Below are 24,881 nucleotides of genomic sequence, written 5' to 3' on the forward strand. Positions count from 1 at the left end.
CGCCGGGGCTTATGCGGCTGGAACCAGGACCTGTTCTTCCTGCCATTTCCCGCCCTGCTGGTATCGCGCGCTGACATGTCCGTCTTCAAGGGCGAACAGATGCAGCCAGCCATTGTCGAAAAGAGCCTGCACCTCCGGGTGAGCGCACAGGATGGCGGAGAGGGCCTCCTTTGGCGCCTCGATCAGAACCGAAAGCCGCAGCGGGGTGTGAACGGGACCGTCACCGTCATGGAGTGCCTGCCAAGGCAGGCCTGCGCGCAGGCGACCGCCATTGCCTTCAAGCACACCGATGCCGCCGACCACATTGTGGATCAGCTTGTTTCCGCCGCCGAAAACGTCCGGAGCGACGGCGGAGCCGTAATACTGCAGGCTGATCCAGCTGGCCACGACGACCGGGGCGGTCAGGATCAGCTCCAGTGTCTTGAACCCGGTGTCGGTCTTCCAGTCGTAGCTGTGCAGAAAGGCGCGTCCTTGGAGATCCGCCGAGGATGTCACGTTTCTCGGAGCGGCGATAAAGGCCGCGCAGCCGGCCAGTCCCCATTCCGGCCGGACTTCCGACCAGTTGAGCGCCCGGAAAGAAACGGACGCTGCATCGGCGCCCGGCAGACGGACGGCCCGTTCGGCCCGCGCCTGGTGACCGGCCCGCTTCAGCCATGTCTTCAGATTGCCGATGTCGCCGCCGCCGACATCGTTGTCGGCGTCAAAAAGCGTTATCTCATCCGTCGTCGTATCGTGCAGACCCGCAACGAAGCAGGTATCGGAGGGGACCTCGATGCCGTGCTTCCCAAGCCCGGCGCGTGCCTCCGGATCATTGAGCAGTGCGGCAAGCAGGCGGGCCGACACCTCGCCGGAATGGCCGCCGCAGGCGCCGCAATGATAGGCGCTTTCATGCGGGTTGTTGGTCACATGGGCGCCATGGCCGACTAGAAGGACAATCGGCGCATGGCCCTGGGTGAGGCCCATGGCCTTCAGGACCGTCGCGGCCGTTTCCGCCTTCGTCTGCGCGCTCAGGTCCGGATCGAGACGCGGCGCGAACGAGGCCCGTGTTTTTTTGCCGGACAAACCAAAAGCGTCCCGGATGAGTTTCAGCCCGTAGAACGGCCCGGCTGCCTCGACAAAGGCAAAGGAGGAAACTGCGGCCTGGCGGAACCGGTCCAGCGCCCGAACCGCCCGTTTGCCGATGCGGGTCGCATGCTCCTTGCCGGCCGCGCACCGGCTGGTCGACGACAGGCCGGGTTTCAGCAAGACGGGCAGATGGTTTTCGACCACGTCCGAGCCATGGTCCGTATGAGCGACAGGCAGACCGAAGAACCCGGCGAACCCGAGGGTTTCGATCGTCGGGCTCTGGCTTTCCAGCGCGCGCCGGATGACTTCCGAGCGAACGTCGATGCAAAAGGCCGCCTGGATGGCGGGACGTTCCTCCCGATGGGGCGACGCGCTCAGTTTTCGGCCGAGGTCCCGTTGGAAGGCCCGTTCGGCTGCCTCCTGCAATAGGACTTCAACCACATGATCGAGCGATGGGGCGAGGAGTGCCTCGTGCCTGGCGACCGTGTCATGCCAGCTTTCGCCGATCTCAGGAACATGGGCCAGCAGGGCCTCCTCCCAGATCAGGCGGATCGCCAGAAGATCGGCAAGCGTGCTGTCGGTCTTGCCGTCCAGTTCGGCCTGCCACAGGAGCCAGCGGGCGTGCTGCGCCCATCCGCCGAGATCCATGAGCAGCCGGTGGAACAGGGTCTCGGCCGCCTCAAGACTGACGCCGAGCCGTTCTGTCGCCCTCAGGACCGCCTGTTCGGATGTGTCCGGGGTGGAGGCCACATGCGCGCAGAAGCCCGAAAGCCCGGCAATTTCGGGCGTCAGATCACAGCTCGCCCACGACCTCCAGGCGGAATAGGCGTTTACGCCCGGTTTTGGCGCCCAGAGGGCCTGTCCCCGATCGAAGAAACCTGCGGCCCAAAGACCAACCGATTTCTCTATGACGGAAGGCCAGTCGATTCCCGTGGACGACACGGCCAGATCTGCGACCGTCGGCAAGGCCTCTGGTTTGGGAGCCTCCCGAACCGCCAGTTCCTTGAGCCGATCGAGGCTCGACGGCTTTAGCGGCGACGGGTGCGCCTCGAGGGCTGCTTTCAGGTCCGCGTCGGTGATGTGGCCTGCAGCGATATCCGCGGCATAGGATGTCCGGGGCCGCACAATGCCGGCGCCTGCGACGCGCGCGATCCGGGCCGACGCGGTCGCAAGGTCTTCGCCGGTCTGGCCGAGAAACGGATTGACCGCAACCGTCGCATCGAGCGGGAAGGCCGGAGGGATGGCCCGAATGGCCGCTGCGGCGGCGTCGAGAAGGCCGGATATCCGTGCCGCTTCGAACTGGGTGTGTTTGATGAACATCGTACGTCCCTCGTCTTATCTGGATTTGGCGACCCGGTATCCGCCGATGAGGCGGTCAAGGAGCGCATTGAGGTAAAGTCCGTTCGCCACATGCACCCGCAGGCCGGCGGTCGCCGGATGGTGGGCCCACAGCGGAAACAGGGATTGGGCGAAGGCGACCAGGCCGAAGGAGAAGACGGTCAGCACGATCAGCGCCCATTCGAGCGGTCCTGCGACCGGCGTTTCGGGCAGGGCCGCACCCCAGATCCGGTGGGCCACCTGCTGAAACGTGAAATAGGCCAGCGCGACGGCGCCTGCGGAAACGGACGTGCGGTAGGTCAGGTCGGCAGGGGCCGTATCCGCAAGGCCTTGCGCCACGAGATAGGCCACACCGAAAACAAGCACGGCGCCGAGGGCGAGGGCCTGCGGTGTCTTGGGACCGACGACGACGGAAAAGGCGACCGAAACCGCGGCGTAAAGAACCAGGGCAATTGCGAAGGACTTCGCCACATTGGCCAGGCTGGGCACGGCGATCGGGCCGGGTCTGCGCAGGCCGGCGACGGCTTCCACGGCGCCGCCGGACGACAGGAAGGCATGGGCCTTGTAGAGCGAGTGGGCAACGATATGCAGCAGCGCAAGCGGCCACAGGCCAAGCCCGCACTGGAGCAGCATGAACCCCATCTGGGAGATCGTGGACCAGGCGAGCGCGGTCTTGACCGCGCTCTGGGTCAGCATCACCACGGCGCCGAAAAGAGCGGTCAGACCGCCGATGGCGACGAGCGTGCCCATTGCGCCCGGGCTCGCCTGGACGAGATCCGCCGTCCGGATTAGCAGGAAGCCGCCCGCATTGATGATGCCGGCGTGTAAAAGGGCGGAGACCGGCGTCGGCGCTTCCATGACCTCCGTCAGCCAGCCGTGCAGCGGGAACGCCGCTGTTTTCAACACGGCAGCGAGCACGAGAAAGACGACCGCCAGATGCACGGGAAGCGTGAGGTGAGGTCCGGCGAGCTCGACCAGCCGGTTGAATTCCCCTGTGCCCAAAGCTGCCGCGAACAGGGCCGTGCTGACGGCGAGGGCAATATTGCCGGCATGCCACACGAGCGCGAATTTGGTCGATGCCCGCTTTGCGGCGGCCCGCTCGGGATAAAACAGAAGCAGCCTGCGCACGCAAAGCCCGATGCTGACGAACCCGAGCACCAGAACCATCATGCTTCCCGACTGGACCAGGACCAGGACGGCGGCCAGAGCGGCAAGCATCAATCCGTGAAACGCGCCTTCCCGTGCTTCGCCGTCGAGGTAACTGCGGGAATAGCGCAGGACGATCCAGCCGATGAACGCGACCAGCATCGTCATTGTCGCGCTGATCGCATCGAGGCGGAAGACGAGCGGGAAAGGACCCTCGAACAGGGAAAGGCGGACAGGCCCCGCGACGAGCAGTTGCACCGTTCCGGCTGCCGCAAGCACCAGCGCCACAAGCGCGGCCCCTTCGGACAGCCGTGGCAGGACGGCGGGACGACGGCCGCTGCGAACCGCGGCGAATGACGATGTAGCCAGAAGCACGACAGGCGCCAGAAGGGCCAGAGGGATGAGCTGGGGGATGAGCTGGGGCATGAGGGACGACATGGGAAAGCCTTGCTGTCGGTTCGTGGGTCGCCGTGGATATACCGCCTCGCTTTTATCTATAAAAATACATATTATCTTCGATATCGTTCTATATTTTGGAAGAGTGGATGTGCTGAACCTTCATCACCTGAGACTGTTCCGCGCGGTCGCCCGCGACAGCACGCTGACCGGCGCGGCGCGCACGCTGAACCTGTCCCAGTCGGCGCTGTCCTCGCAGATCAAGACGCTGGAAGCCTCGCTCGGCCACGATCTCTTCGAACGCAGGGGGCGCGGGCTGGCTCTCACGGAAGCCGGCCGGATCGCCCTCGACCATGCCGAGGCGATCTTTCGCACCGCGGACGACCTGACGGCGACATTGCGCAACGCGGGCACCGGGCGCAAGGCGCTCAGGGTCGGGGCGCTCGCAACGCTTTCGCGGAACTTCCAGATCGGTTTCCTGGAACCGCTGATCGGACGCTCCGATGTGGAAGTGGTTCTCCGCTCCGGGGCGCAGGCGGACCTGCTGCGGGCGCTGGAAGCGCTTTCGGTCGACGTTGTCCTGACGAACCTCGTCCCGGCCCGGGATGCATCGAGCCCCTATCTCGTTCACTCCCTTTCCGAACAACCGGTCAGCCTGATCGGTCTGCCGTCAGCCGCCGGATCGGCGGGCCGGCCCCTTGCCGACCTGCTCGCCGACGAACCGCTGATCCTGCCGACGCCGGAGTCCGCCTTGCGGGCGTCCTTCGATGCACTCGTGGAGCAAATGGGCATTCCTGCGAAAATTGCAGCGGAAGCCGACGACATGGCCATGCTCCGCCTCCTGGCCCGCGCCGGCGCCGGCATTGCCGTCATTCCCCCGATTGTCGTCAGAGACGAGCTGTCGACGGGAATGCTCGTCGAACTGGGACGGCTCGAGGGCATCAAGGAGGAGTTCTTCGCCGTGACCCTGCACCGGCGTTTTCCGAATCCGCTCGTGGCGGAGCTTTTGCAGACGTTCAGGAACAGGGGGGATTGAGGGGAGTATACCGGTCCATCAAGGCAAATCCGGATCCGAACTCCTGATGGAGACCCATGCCGACGACTTCGACAAGTACCTGCGCTTTCAGCTCGTCGCACTGTCCTATCGCGGCGATATCGCGGCGCAAGAACACCGCCTCCTGCTGGAACACGCGCTGGAGCGCAACGCGGCCTAAGCCTGCGAGGTCCTTGCCCGCCACATCAAGGGTGGTGTGGAGCATGCCCTGGCGACGGCGACGATTTGCTGAGGGGCGTTCTTTTCCTTTCCAGAAAATGCTCGAAATATCATTCCCTGGGATCAAACATCTAACGACAAGCGGGCTGCCTTGTTGTTGATGACATCCGCCGTTGAACCAAACCGGATGCGGTAGGGGACTGGTCTCACTGCTCCGGTCATTTCAAGAAAATCGTCGAAAACCGGATGTCTGCAATCTTCAAGGCCTGCACGATGCGCTGTGTCTGCATCACAACCATGATGCTCGGACTGTGACCGAGCAATTCTCCCTCCACCGCCAGGAGGCTCACCTGGGCGGTTCATAAAATTACAATTTTAGGTTAAATTTTCGAGTTTTCAGAGTATAATTTAATTTTTTGGGGGATTTCAGAATGCAGATTTTATCCATATTCTTGTCTTCATTAGGTTTATTCGCGGTCGCACGGCTATTCTTTCTGCCTTTGGTCCGCCGTTTAGCGGCGCCGGGGGGCGAGATACATAAACGTCCGGGCCGTGTAGCTCTTCTTGCCGCAACTGAAACGCTGGCGAACCTGCTTTTCTGGTTCACGCTGTCGGCCGGAGTGACCTGGGCCGCGCTGGCGGTGCTGGCGAGGCAGAACCCCGTCGACCTCGCCCACGCCGAGGCGGCCCTGGAAAACGTCCGTGCGTGGTCTTCCCTGCTGGAACGGGTGAGCGGCCACCTGGGCCTGTTTGCGGCCGCAGCCGCGGCGCTCGGCCTGCTGTGGTGGAGTTACAAGCGAACGAAGCGCGTCGCCCAGCAAGAGATTGCCGCTCGTCTCGACGCGGCGATGGCCGCCTTGCAGCAACAGGCCGAGACGGAGGAATTGCCGGCGCTTCCGCCCGACGACCGCATGAAGGTCGTTGCCGCGCAGATGGACGAGTTGCGCAGCAGGCTCGACGGACTGATCGCGGCGAAGGGCGAGCAGGAAGAGATCATCGAAACCGGCATGCACCTCTTCAAGATGGAACAACTGCACCATCAGCTTGACCTCCTGCGCCGCGCCGAAGGCGAAATCGGGGCAGCGCTTCAGGCGGAACAGGCGAACGAGGCACCGTCCGGCCGCCTGCGCACGTTCTTCGTCTCGCAAGGGTTCCACGACACGCTCGGGAATGCGGGAAAGGTTCTGGCAATCTGCTGCCTGATGGCGGTCATCCCGGCTTCACTGGTGCTGACCGGACCGCTGGCGCTCGACCGGCTTGACCGGAAGCGCATCGCACTCATGGCCGATACCCGGAGTTTCGAGTTCGCCGTCGCACGCGGGGAAATCAATCAGGCCTGGGACGAAGCAACGCAACCGACCGATGAAGCGACGCCTGAGACCGTATCGCTCGATGAAGACGACGAACAGGCGGCCTCCGATCTTGCTCAGGCATTCGAATCCCGGTTCGTTCCGGACGCGCTGGTCAGGAGTGCAGCCCGCGCCGGCGGACAAGGCGCGATCCGGGCCTATGGCAGGGAACAGGCGCGACGCGCCATCCTGAGCAGTGCGGCCTCCCGTTCACAGACGCTCACCGTGGACCATATGCCCTCCGCTCCCGCGAGTGCTCTCGACCAGCAGACCGATGCTCTCCTCGAGCGCTCTGCCAAGGCCGGGAACGGCCCCCGGACGCCACTGGGTCGCCAGGTCCAGGCGGAGGCCCGGGATCTCGCCAGGCGCAATCCGGGCCTCTGGAAAAGGGTGAAGGCCCGTCTTCGCACCTACCAGGCCTCCTTCGGCGCGGTTGCACCTCCCCAGCGCCTGCAGGCGATCATCGTCAACCAGGCGATCGGAGACGTGCTCGGCAACGCCGGTACGCCGAACAGCTTCTGGGGCGAACAGGCCCGGCGCTTCGGCGCGAACGTTTCGGCAGATGCAGCCAGCGCCTACTCCGAAGCAAGCGCACGCGGCTTCCTCACCGACTTCGCAAGGACCGGGGATCTCGACGGTGCGGCAGCCCGCACCTCTGCGCGCACGGTTAAGGCCATCCCGGCCGCAAATGTCGAGGGTCTGCGCCGGCTCTCCGGGATCGTGCCGACATCGGACGCCATCTCCACGCGGCTCTCCGACGGGCGAGCGATCCTCGATGCGCGCACCCTGCCGGTTTCGGATGCAGCCGCGGCCAGAGCGACGGCCCGCGCGGCCCGTTTTTCGGGACAAAACGTCAGCGCCGCGGCCACCCTTGTGGAATTCTCCGACTACTTTCCCGGATACGAGGGACAGGAACTCGAAACCCGCCGCGCCCGCACCGCGCGCGCCCTGAAACTCGACGGCGCGCCGCCGGCGCGCCTGCATGCCACCCAGGCCGTACTGCGCCAGTCCCGTGTGGCGGCCCGCCGGGCTGTCTCCTTTGGCCGGCTGCGGGGTTTCTCGCGCATCGGTGGCGTTCTGATCGGACAGAATGCGGAGAAAGGCGGGCAACTGCGCGTGGACCGTTTCGACTGGACCCTCGAAAGGCGGGAATTCCGTTTCCGATTGGCCGTCGCAGGCGAACCCGTCAGGAGCTTTGGCCCGTTCGATCCGGCGATCGTTCATCTTGCCCTGGCCTATGCCGCCGACAAGCGCCCCACGACGGTGACCATGGTCACCGCCCCGCCTCTGTGGGACCTGCGCATCCTGCATCATCCCGCCCTTGTCGATACGGGCCTCGGCTGCCGCGCAAGACGGCTCGATCAGTTTGCCGACGAGGTGACAAATCGCGTTGAAAGCCTGCAGGAGCTGCGCGAAATCGAAACCCTGCATGCCGAAGGCGAAATAGCCCTCTACAACCTGGTGCGGAACATCCAGGTCGTTAAGGTCGCCGCGACCGAGGCCGGAAAGTCCTTTATCTCCGTGAATCAAGCGGAGCCGCTTGTCGAGGACGCGGCCCGGGCGAAGCCCGACAAACGGGAAACGCTGGCTGCAGGGATCCGCCTTTCGGACAGGGGGGCGCCACTGGTCATCGCCTCAAAACCCGCCTATTTCGACACGCAGATCACCGCCCTGGTCGACGAATGCCGAAAAAAAGCCAACGATCTGACCGCATTCACAGGTTGCGCCTCGGAGGCCGCAACCAGAGCGGCAACGGAGACATTGAATCGGGGGCAGCAATGGCTCGCCCCACCTGTGGAATTCCAGACCTGGAGCGGCGTTCGCGAGAATGACTATCGAGTGGCTGCAGATCTCGATTTCCTGACGGGCCAAGGCGAGGACGCACTGGGTCCGCTTCGCTTCATGGTGCAGGTGGCGATATCGAGTCCCGCCTATTTCGCCGACCCGAGCAAGGCCTGGTTCGATCCCGGGAACCTGGCACCCGAGGAATACGCCGATCCCGAGCCGTGGGAGCTTGCCGAAACCGCCCCGCGGTTGAATAAGGAAATCGTGAACCTGATTTCGCAGTCTTCAAAGCACGCAGAGATCTACGCGGATATGGTGGCCTTCACCCGGTTGCAGCGGTTCTTCCGCAATGCTCTTGACGGCGCGATGTCGGAAAGCTTTCCTCTGGAGGAACTCCCGAAAATCGCGGCCGCAACGCTTCCTGCGGTCAACGCGAAGGCGCCCACTTTGCGGTGGAACGTGAGGCCGGGCCAGGTCGAGGCGGCGATGAAGAAGCTGCTCGCTGAAGCTTCGAGCGCCGACAATCCTTCCCCGGGCGTTGCAACGCGCGCATGCCTGGACCTGGCCGGGCGTAACGATGCGGCCGGAATTCGGCCCGAGCAATGGCACGCGGCCTGCGGCACCGAGATATTGAGCGAAGAACATTCCAAGGAGACTGTCGACAGGATCGCCTATCTCAATGAGCTCAGGGATATGCGCTTCGACCTCGATCTCCCGCGCGACGAGGCACTGGCAGCGCGGTATTACGCGTCGGGCTGCCCACGCCCCTAGGTGTGAAGTCAAGAAAGGTTGTTCACTCGCATCGAAGGCCTGAGACTGGTTGGTGACCCAACCTAACCAGTCTCGGGATCGATGGAATGAACAACCCGTTTGTCGAATCGGGTTGCACAGCGCCGAAAGTCCTTGAGACGGCAAAACTGCCCTCGACCGGATTATGGATCTTCTGGGTTTCGCGGTCGTATCTGTAGGTGTTTGCGTGTCGGGTTTGGCGGGATTACGGCTTCACGGCTACCGCAACATTCGTTACTCCAGCCCGTGCCGAACTCCGAGACAGCGGCGCTGATTGGTATCAAGAACAATACCCCCTTGAGGCAGGCTTGGCGCAACGTCCGCCTTCAGGAACCTGGTCGGCAAACGCGAATGACCGAAATGCGGAGGCGAAGCGCACATAGGAGTTAGCGTCAACGCCCGCCGGTTTTCGGTCCAATCCCCAGTTCTGTCACACTTCCTGGAGTCCAACCCGCCTCAAGTTCCCTTGAATCCGTTCCCCCTCACGACGCATCCAGAATCGCATCCAGCAGCCCCGGAAAACGCCGGTTGAGTTCTTCCCGGCGCAGGGAGAGAAGACGGCCGCGGCCTTTCGGTTCGTTACGGATGACGCCGGCTTCGCGCAGGACCTTCATCTGGTGGGATTTCGTCGATTTCGGCAGGGAGGGGTCCTGCAGGTGGCAGCGGGCCGCCTCCAGCGGCGCGTCCCTCAACTGCCGGACCAGCTCAAGCCGGGCAGGATCGCTCAGCGCGAAAAGAACCTTTGAAAGGTCTATTTCGTCTTCCCGCGGATGCTCCAGCGGATCGGGTGCGGATTTTTCCATCTTGCTCACGGTTCGAATATAGTTGAACCTTCCTCGGGAAGGAACTATGTAATAGTTCGAATATTTTCGAACCAATGAGGCGTGTCCCATGTCATATGCCGTATCCGCCGCCATGCCGCAGAGCCGGACCGGCTTTCTGGTCACAACCCTCGGCTCGCTGGCGATGATGGCGAGCGCCAGTGCGCCGTCGCCCTTCTATCGGGTGCTGCGCGCCGAGATCGGGTTTTCGCCCGCGCTTATGACCGTCGTCTTCGCGGTCTACGCGCTGGCGCTGCTCACCGCGCTCCTGGTGGCGGGCTCCGCGTCCGACCATGTCGGGCGGCGGCCGGTCCTGAGCCTGGGCTTCGCGCTGCTCGCACTTGCCCTTTATGTCTTCGATCAGGCGACGACCGTGTCCGGGCTGATCATTGCCCGCATCCTGCAGGGGGCCGCCTGCGGCCTGCTGGTCTCCACACTGCCTGCCACGATCACCGACTTCGAGCCGCGCTCCCGGCCGGGACTGGCGGCGGTGATCAACACCGTCGTTCCGCTCCTGGGGCTGGCGCTCGGGGCGCTTGTCTCCGGTTTTTTCCTCGATCTGTCGGCAACGCCCCAGGCTTACGTCTTCGGCGGGTTCGTGGCGGTCAGCGTCGTCTTTGCCCTGGCGATCTGGCTGTTTCCGGAAACGGCCCCACGTCATGCCGGCTTTCTGGCATCGCTTAAGCCCCGGGTCGGCGTGCCATCAAGCTCCCGCAAGGTGTTCTGGAGCAGCGCACCGGCGCTCTTCGCCAGCTGGGCGACCGGCGGCCTCTACCTGTCGCTCGGCGCATCGATCGTGGCGCAGGTGTTCGCCATCCGCTCCGCCATACCCCAGGGGCTGGTAATCACGCTGCTTGCGGGCATGGGCGCGCTCGCCTGCCTCGTTGCCCAGAAGCGCTCGGGCCATGGCGTCATCCTCTACGGCACACTGGTCATGAGCCTGGGCACGGCCATTTGCCTCGTCGCGCTTTGGGTTGGCAGCCTGCCTCTCTACCTGGCCGCGCTGGCCTTCGCCGGCACCGGCTTCGGCACCTGTTTCTACGGCGTGCTTAAAACGGTCGTGCCGACGGCGGCGCCCGACGCGCGGGCGGAGCTCTTCGCGTCGATCTTCACGCTCAGCTATCTCTCCTTCAGCGTGCCCTCCGTCATCGCTGGGGTTCTCGTCCCGATCATCGGGCTGAAGGTAACCGTGACGCTCTACGGCGCGGTCGTCATCGCGGGCGCGGGCACGGCCGGCTTTCTGCGCTGGCGCAGGGGCGGCGACTGAGGGCGGTGTGGTCGCGCGCGTCACCGGCTAGCGGCGACCAAAGCGAAATCCAAGCTTGGAGACGCTATATCTTCAGCCTTCTAAATATTTCAAATAAAAAGAGAGAGCAAAACAGGATGAAATTAATAATTGAAAACTCCGAAAGGCCGTCAGTTTGTCCCAAGGCCAGAAATGGTCCACCGAATGCTAAAATAATAGTAGGGAAACCAATGAAGGAGGTCGCCATATCCTCGAGATGCTCTTTATCCATGGGATAGAGAGACTTGTCAGGGTCGTGTGTTTGGAAATTGAACAAATTCGCTGCTTTTATATCGTTCTTGTGATTTAAAACAAATATTCTATAGCTAAAAATTATAATAATCGAAATTAACAGGATTATATCTCTTGTGTCGTTTTTGGAATAAAAATTATAAATCAGATAAGCATTAAGAATTGTAATTGTTAGATAAAATATTGCCTTGAGAATCCATGCAGGCTTCAATTTCTTTATCCTGTATATTTGTCTTTAATCGTTGAGAATTTCATCTTTTCAGAGTTTGGGCCTGCGTTCAGCAGTGCGGGTTGAAGGCGACGTTACCACTCTACAGCGTTGCAGTCATCGCGGAAGCGTTGACGGCCGGGTTGCTGCGCTGGCGGAAAGGCGGAGTCTGAGGATTGCCCGCAGGAACGGCGATGATTTCCGTGCAGATTCAGGCATGGATTACGTCCCGTTTCCGACCATTAAGGATGCGTTGAGCGGGCAGTCGCGGGTGCTATCATATCTTCATGGCAGCGATCCGTATTCTCTTGGTCGACGACCACCCGATCGTGCGGGAGGGGTATCTGCGTCTGCTGGAACGGCAGCCGGGCCTGTCGGTCGTGGCCGAAGCCGGCGATGGCGAGGCCGCCGTCGCCGCATTCCTGGACCATGGTCCCGATATCGTCCTGATGGACCTCTCCATGCCCGGCACGGGCGGGCTGGAAGCCGTGAAAGCCATTCTCTCTCACGATCCCGCCGCCCGGATTGTCATCGTTTCCATGCACCAGGGCGCCTTTTTCGCGCAAAAGGCCATGGCGGCGGGCGCACGGGGCTTCGTCTCCAAAAGCAGTCCCCCGGAAGAACTGGTCGCCACGATTGCCAGGGTCATGGCCGGGCGCAGGGCGCTGTCGTCCGATATGGCGCAGGAGATTGCCCAGACCTCGTTCGGCAGCGACGATATCGCGGCCCTGACGCCGCGCGAGCTGGACATTCTGCAGCTTCTGGCAGGCGGCATGAGCGGACGGGCGATCGCCCGCAATCTCGGCCTCTCGGCCAAGACGGTGCAAAACAACCTGTCCCAGGTCCGGGCCAAGCTCAATGCGTCCGGCGACGCCGATCTCGTGCTCAAGGCGCAGCGGGCCGGGCTGGCGCAGTCGGGCTGATGCGCGGCCTTCTGCCCCAGCTTGTGTTGCGCGTGCTCGCCGCGGGGCTGGCGACGGTTCTCCTCGGGGCGGCATGGGTGTTGTGGGCAACGGCGGACGCCGCCCGGGAGGATGCGCGCATCACCGCCGAGCGTGTTGCGCAGGCAATCGCGGCACGGCCCGATTTCATAGGTCTTGCGTTCGGGGGCGTGGCGCCGGTGCCGGCCTTTCTCGACTGGCAGGGCTTTCCCAGGTGGACGCTGATCGCGCCTGGCATCTGCGTCGAGTTCGGTGCCGACGGTCGGCCCGACCATCGCCGCTGCGGCTCCTACGTTGCTGCCGATACCGCCCCGCCGTCCTGGTTCGGGAAGCTTGCGGAAGCGATCGGACTGGTTCCGGACCCGATTACCCGGCCCGTCCGGACACGCTACGCGTCCAATGCCCGTGTCACCGCCTACGCCGATCCGAAGGTCATCATCGCCCGCGCCTGGGACCGGACCGGCGATCTGATGCGGCTGGCGCTGGGCATGGCGGTCGGCGGCGCGCTCCTGACCGGCCTGCTGGTCGGGCGTCTCCTGTTTCCCTTCCGGACGATCCTCAGCGGCATCGAGCGTCTGCAGAGCGGCGATTTCGCCGCCCGCCAGCCCCGGCAGAAGGTGACCGAATTCGATCGGCTGGGCCTTGCGCTGAACGACACCGCCAGGGCCTTGCAGGAAGCCCGCGATACCCGGACCGACCTGACACGGCGGCTGTTCACGGTTCAGGAAAGCGAACGCCGCGCCCTTGCGCGCGAGCTGCATGACGAATTCGGCCAGTGCCTGACGGCGACCCGTGCCCTGGCCACGGCGGTAGCGCAATCCGGCGAAACGACCGCCCGGGACGGCGCCCGGATCGCCGAAATTTCCGGTCAGATGATGCAAAGCCTGCGGGACGAGCTTTCCCGTCTCCGTCCGCCGGACCTCGACGAACTTGGGCTCGATGCAGCACTCCAGCGCCTGGTCGCGGGCTGGCGCGGCCGACTGCCGTCCGTGCGCTTCCTGCTGGAATTGTCCGGGGATCCGGACACCGTTTCCGATGACCTCGCTCTCAGCCTTTATCGCATCATCCAGGAGTGCCTGACGAATGCGATCCGGCACGGCGCTCCCAAAACCGTGCGTGTCCGGCTCGATGTCGGCGCGGAAATCGCGCTGACCGTTGCCGATGACGGCGGGGCGCGGGACGATGCGCCGGTCGGCAACGGCTACGGGCTGCTCGGCATCCGCGAACGGGTCAACGCGCTCGGCGGCAGCTTCGACCTGACCCCGGCAGACGGCGGCATGTGCGCCGGCGTCCGACTGCCGAACTGAACCGGGAAATCTTCCCGGACCGCTCGGGAAGACGTCTCTGGCGCGGATCTGCAGAGTGGCCCATCCTTGTTTCCCGGAGGAGGAAGCGCATGGACGATATCAGTCATCCGATTGTGCGTTTGGAAGCGGAGGTTTCCGCGGGCCTGATCGGGCATCAGGACATGGTCGAACGCCTGTTGATCGCCCTGCTGGTCGGCGGTCACGTCCTGATCGAGGGGCCGCCCGGCGTTGCCAAGACCCGCACAGTCAAACTTCTGGCAAGGCACTTGCCCGGCAGCCATGGCCGTATCCAGTGCACGCCGGATCTGCTGCCTGCCGATCTGACCGGGACGCAGGTTTACCGTCCCGAAACCGGCGCATTCGACTTCATCCCGGGACCTCTGTTTCACTCCCTGGTGCTGGTCGACGAGATCAACCGGGCGCCGCCCAAGGTGCAGTCGGCGCTGCTTGAAGCCATGGCCGAACGCCAGGTGACCACATCCGGCGTGACCCGTGCCTTGCCGGATCCCTTCATGGTCGTCGCCACCCAGAACCCCATCGAGCATGAGGGCACCTTCCCGCTGCCGGAGGCGCAGATGGACCGGTTTCTTCTGCATCTCTCGCTCGGGCTTCCGCAGGCGGAGCACGAGCGCGCGATCCTTGATCTGGTCGAAGCCGAAGAGATCGCCCGGTCCGCGGCCCCGGCGGCGCCGATGTCCGGCGAGGAGCTTCGTCTTGCTCAGGAGGAAGTGGCGCGGGTTCATCTCGCGCCGGCCCTGAAGGACTTCATGGTGCGCCTCGTCATGGCTTCACGCCCAGGCGGGGCCGTCGCCGACTGGGTCGAACATCCGGTCTCGCCGCGCGGCACGCTGGCCCTGGCTGCCTCGGTTCGGGCCCGCGCCTGGCTGAAGGGGCGCGACTACGGTCTACCGGAAGATGCCCAGGCGCTGGCGGGCGATGTACTCTCCCATCGTCTGGTCCCGAGTTGGGCCGCTGTCAGCGAAGGACGGACGGGCCGCAGCCTTGTGGAGGAAATCCTGCGGACGGTCGAGCCATGGTGAGCAGCGTCCTGGATCGTCCCGGTATCCGGCTCAGCGCGCGAGAACTGCTGGCGCTGCGCAACGAACCGCGCCCGCCGAACGGACACCGCCCGGCCAGCCGCAGACCCGGCGTCGTTTCCGCCCGGCTGCCCGGCTCGGGCATGGACCTGCGGGAGATCCGCGCCTTTTCGGAAGGCGACGACACGCGGCGGATCGATCCGGCCGCAAGCGCCCGCACGGGAACTCTGCATGTGCGCAGTTTCCACGAGGACAGGGACGATGCCGTTCTGCTGATTGCCGATTTTCGCCCGGAAATGCTGTGGGGAACCGGGGCAGCGCTGCGCTCTGTCCGGGCGGCAAGGCTCCTGGCCCGACGCGGCTGGGACGCCGTCGCGCGCGGGGCGTCCGTCGCCGGGATGAGCATCGGCTCCGCCGGCATCGCGGCGCTGTCGGCCCGGACAGGCGTCCGGCAGTTCGGCCTGATTGCGGAAATGCTGGCACAAGAACATGACCGGGCGCTGGAGGACCGCTCGTCCCCACCTTCGCTTGCGGCGGCCCTGGTCCAGGCCGCAAGACTTGCCCCTCACGGCGCCAAGGTGTGGCTTGCCACCGGTCCTGAGGGGATCTTGGCCGGGGATGAGCAGGCGCTCGCCCGCCTGGCGCGCAGGCGGCAGGTGACACTGCTTTGCCCGCTCGATCCGATGGAGGTTTTCCCGCCCGGTTCCGCACTGCCGATTTGCTCCGGCGGCGCCAGCCGGATTGCGCGGCTGCGCCCGTTCGAACCGGGGCCGCTGGTCTCCCGAATGCGGGGCCTGAACGTCACGGTCGAGGTGCTGGCCGATGACGCAGGCTGAGCTCATTGCCGCCTTGCCGGACGGCCGCCTGCCGCCGGACCTGATGACGCTCGGTCCGTCCGACCTGCTGCTGGCTTTCGGCGTGGGACTGATCGTTTCCGCCCTCCTGTCGATGCTTCTTGCCCCTTTCGTCAGGCGCCGTCCGTCGCGCAAGGCTTTGATCCGCGCCACCCGTGGCCTCCCGCCTGAAGAACGGCTGCTTGCCATTGCGAAAATCGTCGGCCGCCTGCCGGAAGAGCTGCGCCCTGCCGCTTATCGCAGGGCGGCCTTGCCGGACGACAGGACCGTCGAACGTATCGCCCTGAAAGCGAGGCCGAAACGCAAATGAGCCCATTCAGATGCAACTCGCTCTAGCCTTTCCCTGGATCCTTCTCCTCCTGCCGTTGCCCTTGCTGGTTTCCCGTTTCGCGGCAACGAGCAAGAGCGTCCGGGCGGCGTTGACGGTTCCAGCCGGGGCCTTTGCGGCGGCCGAGGCGGCGACGCACCGTGGCGACCGCGTCGGGCAGGCCTTGTCGCTTTGTGCATGGAGCGCTCTGGTTCTCGCACTCGCCGGACCGCGTGTTTCCGAGACGACCGATATCGTGCCGTTTTCCGGGCGGGAGATCATTCTCGCCCTCGATCTCTCCGGCAGCATGGTCAAGGAAGACTTCGTGCTCGACGGCAAGCCCCTGTCCAGACTGGATGCGGTCAAGCGCGTGGCCTCCGGCTTTGTCGCGGCCCGTAAAGGCGACAGGATCGCCCTGGTGGTTTTCGGCGAACGGCCCTATGTGGCGCAACCGCCGACGTTTGACGTTGGCTCGGTCGCACGCTCCATCGAAACCGCGCAGATCGGCATCTCGGGCAGGGCGACGGCGATCGCGGACGGGCTCGGCCTTTCGGTCAAGCGGCTGGAAGAAAGCAACGCAGCGACCAAGGTGATTGTGCTTCTGTCGGACGGCGTCGACACGTCCGGCAAGGTGCCTGCGACCGATGTCGCCCGGCTGGCGGCGCGCCACGGTATTCGCGTGCACACCATCGCGCTCGGTCCCGACGATCTGGAACATCGGCCGCAATCCCGCGATGCCGTCGATGCCGCAACCCTGAGAGCCATTGCGGAAATCGGCAAAGGCACCAGCTTCCGGGTCCGCACCATGACCGACCTTGAAGCGATGGCCGCAACCCTGGACCGGCTGGAGCCGAGCCCGATGCAGCGGCCGCCGTTGCGGTATTGGCGCCCGCTCTGGATCTGGCCGGCGGGCGTTGCGTTCGGTTTGCTCATTTCCCTGGCGTTGCGGAGGCAGGGATGAGCGAGCTGACATTGTTACGGCCCTGGTGGATTGCAGCATTGCCGGTGCTTGTGCTTTTGGCGGCGTGGAGCTGGCGACGCGGGCCGGATGCGGGCGGCTGGCAGGAGGTTATGCCCGGGCGGATGCTTGCGGCGATGCGGACGCTTGGCCATTTGCGAGGGGTAAGCAGACAGTTCGGCGTCACCTCGTTCATCGCCGCCGGATTGATCGCGCTCGGCCTTGCCGGACCGGCTCTCCCGCGGTCCGACGCGCCGGTCCTGGCCGGAAGCGGCGCGATCCTGATCGCGATCGACATGTCGCCCTCGGTCGCCGAAAGTCCGGCTCTTGCCGATGCGCAAGCTGCGGCGGCACAGGTGCTTGCCGCCGCCAACGGCCGGCCGGTCGGTCTGATCCTGTTTGCCGGCGAGGCCTATGACGTCGCTGCCCCGACAGCGGATCCGGCAACCCTGGAGACCCAGATCGCGGTGCTCGGGCCTGACACCATGCCGGACAAGGGCAGCCGCCCGGCCGCCGCCTTCGCGCTTGCCCGGGACATGCTGTCAGGTGTTTCCGATGCGGATCTGGTGCTGATCTCCGACGGCGGCGGGCTTTCCGCCGACGCGGTCGCCGAGGCGGAACGGCTGACCGGCGCAGGCATCCGCCTGCTGGTCCTGACGCTGGACGATGCGGCCGGTGGCCCTGTGAAAAAGAACGCCTTTTCGGTCCTCGAGCCCCTTTCTGTATCCGCACCCGCCCAGGCGCCGGGCCCGGTGCTCGGCGCCGTGTCTCATAACGCGAAGCTTCGCCGCGACGGTGCATTGACCGCGCTTCATTTTCGCGACCTCGGCCCCTTTGTCGCCGCCCTGGCCCTGCTGCCGCTGCTCGGTCTTTTCAGGAGGTCCGGATGAGACGGGCGGCAATCATCTTGCTGGCCGGACTGGCCTGTGTCCTTCTTGCCGGTCCCGGCGCATGGGGGCGCTTGCTGCTTTGGACGGGACTGCCGGCAGGAGCTGCGCTGATGAACGATCCGGCAGCCCGTGGCCTCGCGCTTTACCGGTCCGGCTCTTATGAAGCCGCGGACAGGGCCTTCGCAGACGCCGGGCGCGGCCAGACCTTCAATCGGGCCCTGACGCTTGCGGCGACCGGCAAATACGCCTTGTCGGTCGCCTATTTCGACGCGGTGCTTTTTTCCAATCCGGCCGATGCGGAGGCCCGCCGCCTGCGGGATCTCGTCGATAAACTGGCGCCCAAGACGCTGGGCGACAGCGTTGCCCCGGGCCGTCTGGCCGGTGTTGGCGACGGTTCGTATCAGCCTGAAAAAAGCAAGTGGGGCTGGCCCGGAACACCCGATCCGGAATGGCAGCGCAGGGTGACCGCGCGCGGCTATGCCGCCTCCGATGCCTGGCTCGACACGATCACCGACGACCCCGGCGAGTTCCTGCGCTTGCGCCTTGCCAAGGAATACGAACGCCGGGCCGGGCTGGGCCTGATCCGGCCGCGTGAGGGCGATCCATGGTGATCCGTATTGCGCTCCTTCTGCTCCTGATGTGCGGATTCGCCCGCGCCGAAACCCTGCGCCTTGTCGTGCCGGACGTTCATCCCGTCGTCGGGGAAATGGTTCCCGTGATCGTTCGCGGCGAGTACACCCGCCGGATTGCCCTGGAAACGCTGACGTTTCCCGATTCGGACGCCTATGACTGGATGCAGCTTGCCAAGGACCAGTGGCGCGACGAGCGCGTCGACGGCCGGGCCGTGAAGGTGTTCGAGCGGCGGATCGCGCTTTTCCCCCGCCGCGCCGGGCAGCTCACGATCGGTCCGCTCACCCATCGCCTCACCGTTGCCGCCGCCGGCGGTGGGCGCGAAGTACTGGATGTTCAGGCCGAACCGCTCACGATCCAGGTGACACCGTTTCCGGCACAAGGCTCACCGCTTGCGGCCTCCTTCCTGGAGGTGGAGGACGACCTCTCGACGCAGCCGGGCAAATTGCGCGACGGGGAAACCCTCGTTCGGCGGGTGACGCTTCGCGCCGGCGGAACATTGCCCCATCTCCTGCCGGCGCGACCGGTCATACGCCAACCTTGGCTGATCAGTTTTACCGCGCCGGAAGTCCGCAAGATGAAGCCGACGCCATACGGCCCGGAAACCACCGTCGTCTGGGAATGGCATCTGAGGCCGAAGACCGGGGAGCCGGGTGTGCTGCCCGCAATTGAAATCCCGTGGTTCGACACGTCGACGCGGCAAATGGGAGAGGCGGAAATTCCGGCCATTCCCTTCGGCTATGCCAGTTTTGCGGGGAACCGCGCCGGTGTCGACCGGCTTCCTCCGGCGCAGACCACGGCTGCCTTCGGCATGCTCGGAGCGGGATTGCTGACCGGACTTCTCTTCGGTTTCGCGGGAGCCTCGCGTCGCCGCGGCACCGCGCTGTTGCAGATCCTGAAACGCTGGTCGCCCATCGACCCCACCCGGCGTGAGCTGCGGACGGCCGCAAGGGGGCAAGACCTCATGGCGCTCCGGTCAGCTGCGGAACGCTATCTTGCCAGACGGCGGGCACTCGACCTTCCGGAACCGGAAGACGCAACGGTTGAGCTGGACAAAGTCCTCTACGCGAAGCCCTCCGACCCGGCCTCTTTTGATTCCGATAGATTCCGGCGGGCTCTTTTGAGCCGAAAGAGAGCCAAAGCGAAAAGCCGGCCCTGACGGGTCATGCGGGCGTGTCCGCCCGGCCCGCGCCGAACCTGGGCCCTACGCCGTCGCGGCCCCCGGTTTGCTCACGCTTCCCGGAGCTTGCCGCGCTTCAGGTGCTCGTCGAGGCGCGGCATGATTTCCACGAAATTGCAGGGCATGTGCCGGTAGTCGAGCTGCCACTTCAAGATGCCGTCCCAGGCGTCCTTGCAGGCGCCGGGCGAGCCGGGCAGGACGAAGAGATAGGTGGCGTTGGCGACCCCGCCGGTTGCCCGGGACTGGATCGTCGAGGTGCCGATCTTCTCGTAGGAGATTTGGTGGAACACCGTCGAAAAACCGTCCATGCGCTTTTCGAACAGCGGCTCGATCGCCTCCGGCGTCACGTCCCGGCCGGTAAAGCCGGTGCCGCCGGTGGAGATGATGACATCGATCGCCTCGTCCGCGATCCACGCCTTCACTACCTCCTGGATCGCCGGCACGTCATCGGTGACGATCTTGCGGTCGGCGAGAATATGGCCATCGCGCGCGATCCGGTCGGCAAGGGTCGCGCCGGAGCGGTCCTCGTCCAGCGATCGCGTATCCGACACGGTCAGGACGGCGATCTTGAGCGGAATGAACGGGCGGCTTTCGTCGATACGGGACATGAATATTCTCCTCTTCAGAAGACATAAGCGAGCGCGGAGCGACAATCCAGAGGCGCGTTGATGAATTTTCTTATGCATGAAAATTTCAAAAAGAAGGACTTGAAAGACACAAACGAAAAGGATAGGTAAGTATTATTGACCTATAATTTCGAACACAAGGTCGTCCCGAAAAGACGAAAAAACCATGCAGGACTGGAGCCACTTGTTTGCCACGCGGTCGTCGAGGATGGCCGCCTCCGAAATTCGCGAATTGCTGAAACTGCTGGACCGGCCGGAGATGATCTCCTTCGCCGGCGGCATCCCCGATCCCGCGCTCTTCCCGGCGGACGCCTTCCGCGACGCCTACGGGGAATTGTTCGGGTCCGACGCCTGCCGCACGGCCCTGCAATATTCGGTAAGCGAGGGCTATCCGCCGCTGCGCCAATGGATCGCGGACCGGATGGCGGAGCTCGGCATACCCTGCAGCATCGACAACATCCTGATCACCTCCGGGTCGCAGCAGGCGCTCGATTACCTCGGCAAGCTGTTCCTGTCGCCCGGCGATACGGCGCTGGTCGGGTGGCCGACCTATCTGGGCGCGCTCCAGGCCTTCAACGCCTATGAACCTTCCTATGACCGCCTGTTGCCGGCGGCCAACCGGAGTGCTCAGGACTATCGCGACACCGCCGCAGAAAACGGCGGCGCGGTGAAATTCGCCTATTGCTCCGCAGATTTCGCCAACCCGACCGGCCTGACGCTGGACCTTTCCGAGCGCGAGAGGATCCTGGATCTGGCCACAGACCTCGACGTCGCCGTGATCGAGGATGCCGCCTATCAGTCCCTGCGCTACGATGGTGAGCCGCTGCCGCCGATCCTGGCGCTCGACATCGCCCGCAACGGCGGCATCGACAACACGCGGACGATCTATTGCGGCAGCTTCTCCAAGACCCTGTCCCCGGGCCTGCGTGTCGGCTGGGTCTGCGCGGCAGCCCCGGTCATCCAGAAACTGGTCCTGATCAAGCAGGCGTCCGACCTGAACTCGTCCACGATCAATCAGGTCGTGATGGCGGGCGTCGCCGAACGTGCCTTCGACGCTCAGGTGACCAAAATCCGCAAGGCCTATCGCGCCCGCCGCGACTGCATGCTGGACGCGCTTGAACGGAACATGCCGGACGGCGTCACCTGGAACCGCCCGGAAGGCGGCATGTTCATCTGGCTGGAGCTGCCGGCGTCCGTCAATTCGGCGGACCTGCTCGCCCGCTCCATCGAAGAGGCAAAGGTCGCCTTTGTTCCGGGCGGGGCGTTCTTTCCCGACGGGACCGGCACCAACTGCATGCGCCTCAATTTCTCCGCCCCGAGTGAGGAAAAGATCGAAGAGGGAATTGCCCGTCTTGGACGATTGATTTCCGAAACACTGTCCCGATAGGCTGCACCCGGTATCGCCGCAATTCCCCGCGGCGAAAGGGAGGCCGATTTGGATCTTTACGAACAGGTTGATCGGTATTGCGAACGGGTCGGTCCGGAGTTCTGGGCCGAGCCTCTAAATGCGGTGACCAATGTGGGGTTTCTGATCGCGGCGATCGTCGCTTTCTACCTGTGGCGGCGGAAAACACCGGACGACCGGGTGGCGCTTGCCCTGATCGGCGTCGTCTTCCTGACTGGGATCGGGTCTTTCCTGTTTCACACCTTCGCGACCCGCTGGGCGGAAATGGCCGATGTCATTCCCATCGTCGTGTTCATCCATTTCTATCTCCTGATCGCGCTGAACCGGTTCCTGAAAATGTCGTGGGTCCTGGCCGGAGCGCTCGTTATCGGCTTCTTCGTGATGTCGCCGGGACTGGGCGAGGTCTGGGCGCCGATCGTCGGGTCATCGGCCTTTTACCTGCCGGCCCTGCTGGCGATCTTCGCGGTCGGGATTGCCTTCTGGCGGACAGACAAGAAGCTCGGACGGGATGTGCTCCTGACCGGTGTCCTGTTCACCGTGTCCGTCACTTTCCGGGCCCTGGACATGTCCCTTTGCCCCGACGTCACCACGGGAACGCATTTTTTGTGGCATATCTTCAACAGCCTGGTGCTGTTTTCGCTTCTGCGGGTTCTCATTTTACAGCGCAGCGGGTAATCCCTTTGTCTAACAAGGGATTTGGATTCCGCTCCGGCAACGCACTGGCAAGCCGAATGCGGTTCGGGGTGATGGAAGAGGGGCGGCAGCCATGAGCGACAAGAAGACCACCGGCAGCGATCTGACCGAAGCCGCCCTGTACTTTCACCAGTATCCGAAGCCCGGCAAGCTCGAAATCCAGGCGACCAAGCCGCTCGGCAACCAGCGCGACCTGGCGTTGGCTTATTCTCCCGGCGTCGCAGCACCTTGCATGGAAATCGCGAAAGATCCGGCCAAGGCGGCCGATTACACGGCGCGGGGCAATCTGGTCGCCGTCATTTCCAACGGCACCGCCGTTCTGGGTCTCGGCGCGATCGGTCCGCTGGCTTCCAAGCCGGTGATGGAGGGCAAGGCGGTCCTCTTCAAGAAATTCGCCGGCATAGACGTCTTCGATATCGAGGTCGACGAACGGGACGTCGACCGGTTCGTCGATGCAGTCGCCGTTCTGGAGCCGACCTTTGGCGGCATCAACCTGGAAGATATCAAGGCGCCGGAATGCTTCCAGATCGAAGCCAAGCTGCGCCAGCGGATGAACATCCCCGTGTTCCATGACGACCAGCACGGAACGGCCATCATCGTCGGCGCTGCCGTCCGCAACGGCCTGGAACTGGCGGGCAAGGAGATTTCCGAAGCGAAGATCGTGGCCTCGGGCGCTGGCGCGGCAGCCCTTGCCTGCCTCAACATGCTGGTGAGCCTGGGCGCCAAGCTGGAAAACATCTGGGTCACGGATATCGAGGGCGTCGTCTATGAGGGCCGCGAGGCGCTCATGGACGAGTGGAAGGCGAAGTTTGCGCAAAAGACCGACAAGCGCACCCTGGCAGACGTCATCGACGGTGCGGATGTCTTCCTCGGCCTGTCCGCCGCCGGCGTCCTGAAGCCGGAGATGGTCGCCAGCATGGGCAAGGGGCCGCTGATCCTGGCGCTCGCCAATCCCAATCCGGAAATCATGCCGGAAGAAGCGCTGGCCGTGCGGCCGGATGTGGTGATGTGCACCGGCCGGTCCGACTATCCGAACCAGGTCAACAACGTCCTGTGTTTCCCCTATATCTTCCGCGGTGCGCTCGATGTCGGCGCGACCACCATCAACGAGGAAATGAAACGCGCGGCGGTGGAGGCAATCGCAGGGCTCGCGCGCGAGGAACCGTCGGACGTGGCCGCGCGCGCCTATGGCGGGGCGACGGAAACCTTCGGGCCGAATTACCTCATTCCGTCCCCCTTCGATCAGCGTCTGATCCTGCGCATTGCGCCGGCGGTCGCCAAAGCGGCAATGGAAACCGGCGTCGCCACCCGGCCGATCGAGGATTTCACCGCCTACCTGGACCGTCTGAACCGCTTTGTCTTCCGTTCCGGCCTGATCATGAAACCGATCATCCAGGCGGCGACCCAGGATCCGAAACGGATCATCTATGCCGAAGGCGAGGATGAGCGGGTTCTGCGCGCTGCCCAGGTTCTGATGGAAGACAAGATCGCAAAGCCGATCCTCGTCGGCCGCCCGGACGTTCTGGAGGCGAGATGCGAGCGCTTCGGCCTGAAGATCCGCCCGGGCGAGGATTTCGAATTCATCAACCCGCAGGACGACCCTCGTTACCGGGATTATGTGGACGAATATTTTGCCTGTGTCGGGCGCAAGGGCCTGCCGCCGGATGCAGCGCGCACGGTGGTGCGCACCAACTCGACCGTGATCTCGGCGCTTGCCGTCCGCAGAGGCGATGCGGATGCGGTGATCTGCGGTCTTGAAGGGCGTTTTATCCGCCATTTGCGGGATATCCGCCAGATCATCGGCATGCGCGAAGGTGTCCGCGATCTCTCCGCGCTGTCCCTGCTGATCAGCAGCCGTGGGGCGGTCTTCCTGACGGATACCTTCGTGTCGGAGGAGCCGAGCGCGGCGGAACTGGCCGAAATGGCGCTGCTGGCGGCGGAAGAAATTCATCGCTTCGGGATCGAACCCAAGGCGGCCCTGCTGTCCCTGTCGAACTTCGGTTCGCGCGACACCGCGTCCTCCCGAAAGATGCGCGCCGCACTTGAAATTCTCTGGCGCTCGCATCCGGACCTGGAAGTGGATGGGGAAATGCACGGCGACGCCGCATTGAACGAGCTTCTGCGGGAACGCGTCATGCCGGACAGCAAGCTGAAAGGCGAAGCCAACCTGCTGCTCTTCCCGAACCTGGACGCCGCCAATATCGCCCTCAACCTGCTCAAGGTGTCCACCCAGGCGCTGCATGTCGGGCCGATCCTGCTCGGCGCTTCAAAGCCGGCCCACATCCTGACCCCGTCGGTCACGTCCCGTGGCGTGGTCAACATGTCGGCCCTGGCATGCGTGGAGGCGCAAAAGCGGGCCGAGGTCTGAGGGAAAGTCTGTCGCCGGGGCCACGCACCGCACGCGGA

The 24,881-nt window shown here is 64.3% G+C and carries 19 protein-coding genes and 1 pseudogene; 16 read left to right on the forward strand and 4 right to left on the reverse strand.

The window, feature by feature from the left end; genetic code table 11:
• Nucleotides 1-9: 9 nt before the first annotated feature.
• Both HK439_RS15020 and HK439_RS15025 read right to left on the reverse strand, forming a co-directional pair.
• Complete coding sequence (locus tag HK439_RS15020) at nucleotides 10-2,385, reverse strand: YbcC family protein (RefSeq protein ID WP_190292340.1); 2,376 nt, start codon at nucleotides 2,383-2,385, stop codon at nucleotides 10-12.
• A 15-nt stretch (nucleotides 2,386-2,400) separates the two neighbouring features.
• On the reverse strand, nucleotides 2,401-3,987 hold the full coding sequence (locus HK439_RS15025; RefSeq protein WP_235987921.1) for a proton-conducting transporter membrane subunit: 1,587 nt from the start codon (nucleotides 3,985-3,987) through the stop codon (nucleotides 2,401-2,403).
• Between the two features lie 103 nt (nucleotides 3,988-4,090).
• Here HK439_RS15025 and HK439_RS15030 point away from each other — a divergent pair, with 103 nt between their 5' ends.
• The 3 genes and pseudogenes from HK439_RS15030 (at nucleotide 4,091) to HK439_RS15035 (ending at nucleotide 9,063) form a co-directional block, all read left to right on the forward strand.
• The gene (locus HK439_RS15030) at nucleotides 4,091-4,981 is read left to right on the forward strand and encodes a LysR family transcriptional regulator (RefSeq protein ID WP_190292341.1); all 891 of its coding nucleotides are present in this window, start codon (nucleotides 4,091-4,093) and stop codon (nucleotides 4,979-4,981) included.
• Nucleotides 4,982-5,012: 31 nt separating this feature from the next.
• Nucleotides 5,013-5,231: pseudogene (locus tag HK439_RS26935) on the forward strand (GntR family transcriptional regulator); the annotation flags it as partial.
• A gap of 547 nt (nucleotides 5,232-5,778) precedes the next feature.
• Nucleotides 5,779-9,063, forward strand: a complete 3,285-nt coding sequence (locus HK439_RS15035; protein WP_190292342.1) for a hypothetical protein — start codon at nucleotides 5,779-5,781, stop codon at nucleotides 9,061-9,063.
• Between the two features lie 500 nt (nucleotides 9,064-9,563).
• On the opposite strand, the gene HK439_RS15040 is transcribed toward HK439_RS15035, so the two are convergent.
• On the reverse strand, nucleotides 9,564-9,884 hold the full coding sequence (locus HK439_RS15040; RefSeq protein WP_190292343.1) for an ArsR/SmtB family transcription factor: 321 nt from the start codon (nucleotides 9,882-9,884) through the stop codon (nucleotides 9,564-9,566).
• 88 nt (nucleotides 9,885-9,972) lie between these two features.
• Between HK439_RS15040 and HK439_RS15045 the strand changes: the two genes are divergently transcribed.
• From HK439_RS15045 to HK439_RS15090, 10 genes are all read left to right on the forward strand, one after another.
• Nucleotides 9,973-11,169 (forward strand): MFS transporter, encoded by a 1,197-nt coding sequence (locus HK439_RS15045; protein ID WP_190292344.1) that lies wholly within the window; start codon nucleotides 9,973-9,975, stop codon nucleotides 11,167-11,169.
• A 765-nt stretch (nucleotides 11,170-11,934) separates the two neighbouring features.
• Nucleotides 11,935-12,570 carry a response regulator transcription factor gene (locus HK439_RS15050; RefSeq protein WP_190292345.1) on the forward strand — a complete coding sequence of 212 codons (636 nt, stop codon included), beginning with the start codon at nucleotides 11,935-11,937 and terminating at the stop codon, nucleotides 12,568-12,570.
• The gene (locus HK439_RS15055; protein ID WP_190292346.1) at nucleotides 12,570-13,895 is read left to right on the forward strand and encodes a histidine kinase; all 1,326 of its coding nucleotides are present in this window, start codon (nucleotides 12,570-12,572) and stop codon (nucleotides 13,893-13,895) included. The genes HK439_RS15050 and HK439_RS15055 overlap by 1 nt, the downstream gene beginning before the upstream one ends.
• An 89-nt stretch (nucleotides 13,896-13,984) precedes the next feature.
• Nucleotides 13,985-14,935, forward strand: a complete 951-nt coding sequence (locus HK439_RS15060; protein ID WP_190292347.1) for an AAA family ATPase — start codon at nucleotides 13,985-13,987, stop codon at nucleotides 14,933-14,935.
• A complete protein-coding gene (locus HK439_RS15065; RefSeq protein ID WP_190292348.1) occupies nucleotides 14,929-15,768 on the forward strand; it encodes a DUF58 domain-containing protein in 840 nt (279 codons plus the stop codon). The genes HK439_RS15060 and HK439_RS15065 overlap by 7 nt, the downstream gene beginning before the upstream one ends.
• On the forward strand, nucleotides 15,755-16,096 hold the full coding sequence (locus HK439_RS15070; protein WP_190292349.1) for a hypothetical protein: 342 nt from the start codon (nucleotides 15,755-15,757) through the stop codon (nucleotides 16,094-16,096). Before HK439_RS15065 ends, HK439_RS15070 begins: the two co-directional genes overlap by 14 nt.
• Before the next feature lie 10 nt (nucleotides 16,097-16,106).
• A complete protein-coding gene (locus HK439_RS15075) occupies nucleotides 16,107-17,054 on the forward strand; it encodes a VWA domain-containing protein (protein ID WP_190292350.1) in 948 nt (315 codons plus the stop codon).
• Nucleotides 17,051-17,941, forward strand: coding sequence for a VWA domain-containing protein (locus HK439_RS15080; RefSeq protein ID WP_190292351.1), 891 nt, complete (start codon nucleotides 17,051-17,053; stop codon nucleotides 17,939-17,941). Before HK439_RS15075 ends, HK439_RS15080 begins: the two co-directional genes overlap by 4 nt.
• Entirely contained in the window at nucleotides 17,938-18,552 is a 615-nt protein-coding gene (locus tag HK439_RS15085; protein ID WP_190292352.1) for a hypothetical protein, read from the forward strand. The genes HK439_RS15080 and HK439_RS15085 overlap by 4 nt, the downstream gene beginning before the upstream one ends.
• A complete protein-coding gene (locus HK439_RS15090; protein ID WP_190292353.1) occupies nucleotides 18,546-19,730 on the forward strand; it encodes a BatD family protein in 1,185 nt (394 codons plus the stop codon). The genes HK439_RS15085 and HK439_RS15090 overlap by 7 nt, the downstream gene beginning before the upstream one ends.
• A gap of 71 nt (nucleotides 19,731-19,801) precedes the next feature.
• On the opposite strand, the gene moaB is transcribed toward HK439_RS15090, so the two are convergent.
• Nucleotides 19,802-20,359, reverse strand: coding sequence for a molybdenum cofactor biosynthesis protein B (moaB, locus tag HK439_RS15095; RefSeq protein ID WP_190292354.1), 558 nt, complete (start codon nucleotides 20,357-20,359; stop codon nucleotides 19,802-19,804).
• 184 nt (nucleotides 20,360-20,543) lie between these two features.
• Here moaB and HK439_RS15100 point away from each other — a divergent pair, with 184 nt between their 5' ends.
• The 3 genes from HK439_RS15100 (at nucleotide 20,544) to HK439_RS15110 (ending at nucleotide 24,843) form a co-directional block, all read left to right on the forward strand.
• On the forward strand, nucleotides 20,544-21,764 hold the full coding sequence (locus tag HK439_RS15100; RefSeq protein ID WP_190292355.1) for a PLP-dependent aminotransferase family protein: 1,221 nt from the start codon (nucleotides 20,544-20,546) through the stop codon (nucleotides 21,762-21,764).
• 48 nt (nucleotides 21,765-21,812) lie between these two features.
• On the forward strand, nucleotides 21,813-22,457 hold the full coding sequence (locus tag HK439_RS15105; protein WP_190292356.1) for a ceramidase domain-containing protein: 645 nt from the start codon (nucleotides 21,813-21,815) through the stop codon (nucleotides 22,455-22,457).
• A gap of 91 nt (nucleotides 22,458-22,548) precedes the next feature.
• On the forward strand, nucleotides 22,549-24,843 hold the full coding sequence (locus tag HK439_RS15110; protein WP_190292357.1) for an NADP-dependent malic enzyme: 2,295 nt from the start codon (nucleotides 22,549-22,551) through the stop codon (nucleotides 24,841-24,843).
• The last annotated feature ends 38 nt before the right edge of the window (nucleotides 24,844-24,881 follow it).

The sequence above is a fragment of the Roseibium aggregatum genome (genome assembly GCF_014692675.1).
Lineage (GTDB): Bacteria > Pseudomonadota > Alphaproteobacteria > Rhizobiales > Stappiaceae > Roseibium > Roseibium aggregatum_C.

Bases quoted from the DNA above. Each gene is read 5' to 3' on its own strand.
- HK439_RS15075 (WP_190292350.1), top strand. From the start codon at position 16,107: ATGCAACTCGCTCTAGCCTTTCCCTGGATCCTTCTCCTCCTGCCGTTG.
- HK439_RS15065 (WP_190292348.1), top strand. From the start codon at position 14,929: ATGGTGAGCAGCGTCCTGGATCGTCCCGGTATCCGGCTCAGCGCGCGA.
- HK439_RS15045 (WP_190292344.1), top strand. From the start codon at position 9,973: ATGTCATATGCCGTATCCGCCGCCATGCCGCAGAGCCGGACCGGCTTT.
- HK439_RS15040 (WP_190292343.1), bottom strand. From the start codon at position 9,884: ATGGAAAAATCCGCACCCGATCCGCTGGAGCATCCGCGGGAAGACGAA.
- HK439_RS15060 (WP_190292347.1), top strand. From the start codon at position 13,985: ATGGACGATATCAGTCATCCGATTGTGCGTTTGGAAGCGGAGGTTTCC.
- HK439_RS15080 (WP_190292351.1), top strand. From the start codon at position 17,051: ATGAGCGAGCTGACATTGTTACGGCCCTGGTGGATTGCAGCATTGCCG.
- HK439_RS15085 (WP_190292352.1), top strand. From the start codon at position 17,938: ATGAGACGGGCGGCAATCATCTTGCTGGCCGGACTGGCCTGTGTCCTT.
- HK439_RS15100 (WP_190292355.1), top strand. From the start codon at position 20,544: ATGCAGGACTGGAGCCACTTGTTTGCCACGCGGTCGTCGAGGATGGCC.
- HK439_RS15090 (WP_190292353.1), top strand. From the start codon at position 18,546: ATGGTGATCCGTATTGCGCTCCTTCTGCTCCTGATGTGCGGATTCGCC.
- HK439_RS15025 (WP_235987921.1), bottom strand. From the start codon at position 3,987: ATGTCGTCCCTCATGCCCCAGCTCATCCCCCAGCTCATCCCTCTGGCC.
- moaB (WP_190292354.1), bottom strand. From the start codon at position 20,359: ATGTCCCGTATCGACGAAAGCCGCCCGTTCATTCCGCTCAAGATCGCC.
- HK439_RS15110 (WP_190292357.1), top strand. From the start codon at position 22,549: ATGAGCGACAAGAAGACCACCGGCAGCGATCTGACCGAAGCCGCCCTG.
- HK439_RS15070 (WP_190292349.1), top strand. From the start codon at position 15,755: ATGACGCAGGCTGAGCTCATTGCCGCCTTGCCGGACGGCCGCCTGCCG.
- HK439_RS15050 (WP_190292345.1), top strand. From the start codon at position 11,935: ATGGCAGCGATCCGTATTCTCTTGGTCGACGACCACCCGATCGTGCGG.
- HK439_RS15020 (WP_190292340.1), bottom strand. From the start codon at position 2,385: ATGTTCATCAAACACACCCAGTTCGAAGCGGCACGGATATCCGGCCTT.
- HK439_RS15055 (WP_190292346.1), top strand. From the start codon at position 12,570: ATGCGCGGCCTTCTGCCCCAGCTTGTGTTGCGCGTGCTCGCCGCGGGG.